We start from the raw sequence: 4,541 nt of genomic DNA on the forward strand, positions 1-4,541 counted from the left end.
CCCGACCCGCTGCTGGTGCTTTCCGAATCCAGGCTGCCGCTGCGGGCCAACCGCGCGGCGCGGGAGATGCTGGGCGCCCCGGCCGATGCCGGCGCGGCGCCGGCCGACGCGGCCGCCCTGCTGCGCCACCCCGCGCTGGCCGAGGCGCTGGACCGCGCCCTGGCGGCCAGGCAGCCCATGGTCGCGGACCTGGTGCTGCCGGTGCCGGTGCTGCGCGACCTGGTGGCGCAGATCATCCCGATGGATCCACCCCTGGCCGATGGCGGCCGCATCCTGGTGCTGCTGTCCGACCGCACGCGGGAACGGGCCCTGGAGCGGATGCGCGCCGATTTCGTCGCCAATGCCAGCCATGAATTGCGCACGCCGCTCGCCAGCCTGATCGGCTTCATCGAGACGCTGCGCGGCCCGGCGGCTGACGACCCCGCGGCGCAGCAGCGCTTCCTCGGCATCATGGCGGAACAATCCGACCGGATGCGACGGCTGATCGACGACCTCCTCGGCCTGTCGCGCATCGAACTGACGGAACACCAGGCGCCGACCGGGCGGGCCGATGTTGCGGCCGTGGCGCGTGCGGAAGCGGAGGCGATGGCGCCGATCCTGGCCGGCCGCGGGGCACGGCTGAGCCTCGACCTGCCGGACCACGCCGTCGCGGACCCTGCCGATGCCGACCAGGTGGCGCAGGTCGTGCGCAACCTGCTCGACAACGCCATCCGCCATGGGCGGGAGGGGGGGGAGGTGCGCCTGTCCGTCACCCTGGCCCCGGGGCGCGATGGCCGCCCGGGCGTGGCGCTGGCCGTCGCCGATGACGGGCCGGGCGTGCCGCGGGATGAGATCCCGCGCCTGACGGAACGCTTCTACCGGGTGGACAAGGGGCGGTCCCGCCGGGCGGGGGGGACGGGGCTGGGCCTCGCCATCGTGAAGCACATCGTGAACCGGCACCGCGGGACGCTCGTGATCGAGAGCGAGGAAGGTGTTGGCACGGTGTTCCGGGTGTGGTGGCCGGGGATCGATCCGGGCTCCGGCACATAAAGATATCATTATGAGTGACTGTGCTCTCTGGCCTCGGCCGGCCGGGCGTGCTACCGCGCCCGCCTGACACCAACCGTTGAAGAGTGAGAGCGCATGTCCGCTGCCGCCGATTACGTCGTGAAGGACCTCTCCCTGGCCTCCTGGGGCCGCAAGGAGATCTCGATGGCCGAGGACGAGATGCCCGGCCTGATGGCCGTGCGCGCCGAATACGGCCCGTCCCAGCCGCTCAAGGGCGCGCGCGTCGCGGGCTGCCTGCACATGACCATCCAGACCGCCGTGCTGATCGAGACGCTGAAGCATCTCGGCGCCGATGTCCGCTGGTCGTCCTGCAACATCTTCAGCACGCAGGACCACGCCGCCGCCGCGATCGCCGCGACCGGCACGCCCGTGTTCGCCGTGAAGGGGGAGACGCTCCCCGAATACTGGCAGTACGTGAAGCGCACCCTGGAATGGGCCGATGGCGGCACCCCCAACGTGCTGCTGGACGATGGCGGCGACATGACGCTGCTGGTGCATTACGGCCTGCGCGCCGAACAGGGCGACGTCGCCTTCCTCGACAAGCCGACGAATGAGGAGGAGGAGGTCTTCTTCGCCCTCATCAAGGATTGCCTGAAGACCAAGCCGGGCTGGTTCGCCCAGCTCGCCAAGAACATCGTCGGCGTGTCCGAGGAGACGACGACGGGCGTGCACCGCCTCTACAACATGGCGAAGGAAGGCAAGCTGCTGTTCCCCGCCATCAACGTGAACGACAGCGTCACCAAGTCGAAGTTCGACAACCTGTACGGCTGCCGTGAATCGCTGGTGGACGCGATCCGCCGCGGCACGGACGTGATGATGGCCGGCAAGGTCGCGATGGTCTGCGGCTTCGGCGACGTGGGCAAGGGTTCCGCCGCGTCCCTGCGCAACGCAGGCTGCCGCGTGATGGTCAGCGAGGTCGACCCGATCTGCGCCCTCCAGGCCGCGATGGAAGGCTATGAGGTCGTGACGATGGAACAGGCCGCCCCGCAGGCGGACATCTTCGTCACCGCGACCGGCAACATCGACGTCATCACCGTCGACCACATGCGCGCGATGAAGCACCGCGCCATCGTGTGCAACATCGGCCACTTCGACAGCGAGATCCAGGTCGCTGGCCTGCGCAACTACAAGTGGGACAACATCAAGCCGCAGGTGGACGAGATCGAGTTCCCCGACAGCAAGCGCATCATCCTGCTGTCCGAGGGGCGGCTCGTGAACCTTGGCAACGCGACGGGGCACCCGTCCTTCGTGATGTCGGCGTCCTTCACCAACCAGACGCTCGCGCAGATCGAGCTTTGGACGAACCCGGGCAAGTACGAGAAGAAGGTCTACGTGCTGCCCAAGCACCTGGACGAGAAGGTGGCGTCGCTGCACCTGGCGAAGGTGGGCGCGACGCTCACCCGCATGAGCGCGGCGCAGGCCTCCTACATCGGCGTCGAACAGCAGGGGCCGTTCAAGGCGGAACAGTACCGCTACTGACAGGCAGCGAGGGGGGCGCCGCCCCCCTCGACCCCCCGCCAAAGGCCGAAAGGCCTTTGGAAACCAATACCGGGGTTCGTTCAGGTGGTGGGGAAGCAGGCGCGGGTGCGGTTCGCGAAGGCGACCAGGGAGAGCATCACGGGGACTTCCACCAGCACGCCGACCACCGTGACCAGCGCGGCGCCGGAATTGAGGCCGAACAGGCCGATGGCCACCGCGACGGCAAGTTCGAAGAAGTTCGACGTGCCGATCAGCGCACAGGGCGCGGCGACGTTGAACGGCACGCGCCAGAGATACGCCCAGCCATAGGCCAGGGCGAAGATGCCGTAGGACTGGATCAGCAGCGGCACGGCGATCAGCCCGATCAGCAGCGGCTGGTCCAGGATGACGCGGCCCTGGAAGCCGAACAGCAGCACCACCGTCGCCAGAAGCCCGAGCACCGAGAGCGGCTTGACCCGCGCAATAAAGCGCTGGACCTGCGCCTCCGCCGAGACACCCGGCCCGGCCCGCCGCGCCAGATGCATCCGCGTCGCGACCCCGGCGGCGAGCGGGATGACCACATACAGCACGACCGAGAGCAGCAGCGTCTCCCACGGCACCACGATGTCCGTCACGCCGAGCAGCAGCGCGACGATCGGCGCGAAGGCAAACACCATCACCACGTCGTTGAGTGAGACCTGCACCAGCGTGTAGGTCGCATCCCCGCGCGTCATCTGCGACCAGACGAAGACCATCGCCGTGCAGGGCGCGGCCCCCAGCAGGATCAGGCCCGCGATGTACTGCCCGGCATTGGCGGGATCGATCAGCCCGGCGAAGACATGCTCGAAGAACAGCACGCCGAGTGCCGCCATGGTGAAGGGCTTCACCAGCCAGTTCACCACCAGCGTGATCACCAGCCCCTTTGGCCGTTCATGCACCCGGCGCAGGCTGGAGAAATCCACTGCCACCATCATCGGGTAGACCATGAACCAGATGAGCACCGCGACGGGCAGGTTCACCGATCCGTATTCGAGGCCGGCAAGCAGGCCGAACAGGCCGGGAAGCGCGCTGCCCAGGCCGATGCCGGCGACGATGCAGAGCGCGACCCACAGCGAGAGGTAGCGTTCGAAGAAGGACATGCGGGCCGGGGTCCCTGGCGGTATGGCGGCGCCGGCGGACGCGCCCCTTCGGTCGCAAGGATAGGCGGGGGATCGCGCACGGTCGACGGGGCGGGGGCGGGCCCCGACGAAGGCGGCCCCCGATCGGCCGCAGTCCAGGCGCGGAGCAGGACATTCGGCCAGGCGACGCCGCCCGATCGGATGTCGCTCAGGCCAGCGCCGCGACCCTCTCCCGCAACAGCGCCGCGATCTCCTCCGCCCGCGCCCGCGGCTCCGTCGCGCTCACCGCGAGCGAGCCCACGGTGAAGGCCGCCCCGAAGCGGATGCGCACCGGATGGCGACGTGGCAGGCGCCGGTTGCGCGGCATCGCCTCGAAGGCGCCCTCGATCACCGCCGGCACGATCACGACCTGGTCCATTCCGTCCAGCACGCGGCCGATGCCCGGCAGGAAGCGCTGCAAGGCCCCGTCGGGCGAGCGCCAGGATTCCGGGAACCAGACCAGCCCATCCCCGCGTGCCAGCACCGCGCGCGCCATCGCGGTCGCCTGCGCCGGCTGGCGTTCATCCACCGGGAAGACCTGGAAGGCGCGGGCGAAGGCGCGCGCCGCCGCGCTGCCGAACAGCCGCTCCACCGCGCCGCTCCACCACAGCCGCCGCATCGCGCCGAAGGGCAGCGCCGCCGCGACCAGGCCGGGATCGAGGTCGCTCACATGATTGGCGACGATCACGAAGGGCCCGCTGCGCGGCACGGCGTCGGCCCCCGTGGCGGAGAGCGAGAACATTGCCCGCCCGATGCCGCGCGCCAAGGCCCAGCCGCCGAAGCGCAGCGGCAGCAGCAGGGGCGAGGGCTGCGTCGTCGCCCGCGCCGCATCCGCCGCGAGGTCGACGGCGCTGCGCGCGGGCAGGGACGGCGCGCCGC

4 protein-coding genes are annotated in these 4,541 nt (G+C 70.1%); 2 read left to right on the forward strand and 2 right to left on the reverse strand.

Going from position 1 to position 4,541, the window contains the following annotated elements:
* Both HW577_RS21225 and ahcY read left to right on the forward strand, forming a co-directional pair.
* A partial coding sequence (locus HW577_RS21225; RefSeq protein ID WP_198378115.1) for an ATP-binding protein occupies window positions 1–1,029 on the forward strand: 1,029 nt, incomplete at its 5' end.
* 93 nt (window positions 1,030–1,122) lie between these two features.
* Complete coding sequence (gene ahcY / locus HW577_RS21230) at window positions 1,123–2,526, forward strand: adenosylhomocysteinase (protein WP_198378116.1); 1,404 nt, start codon at window positions 1,123–1,125, stop codon at window positions 2,524–2,526.
* A gap of 80 nt (window positions 2,527–2,606) precedes the next feature.
* On the opposite strand, the gene arsB is transcribed toward ahcY, so the two are convergent.
* On the reverse strand, window positions 2,607–3,644 hold the full coding sequence (gene arsB, locus HW577_RS21235) for an ACR3 family arsenite efflux transporter (RefSeq protein ID WP_198378117.1): 1,038 nt from the start codon (window positions 3,642–3,644) through the stop codon (window positions 2,607–2,609).
* Window positions 3,645–3,831: 187 nt separating this feature from the next.
* Window positions 3,832–4,541, reverse strand: a 710-nt coding sequence (locus HW577_RS21240; protein ID WP_198378118.1) for a lysophospholipid acyltransferase family protein, incomplete at its 5' end; no start/stop codon positions are given.

This window comes from Neoroseomonas rubea (assembly GCF_016106015.1).
GTDB lineage: Bacteria > Pseudomonadota > Alphaproteobacteria > Acetobacterales > Acetobacteraceae > Neoroseomonas > Neoroseomonas rubea.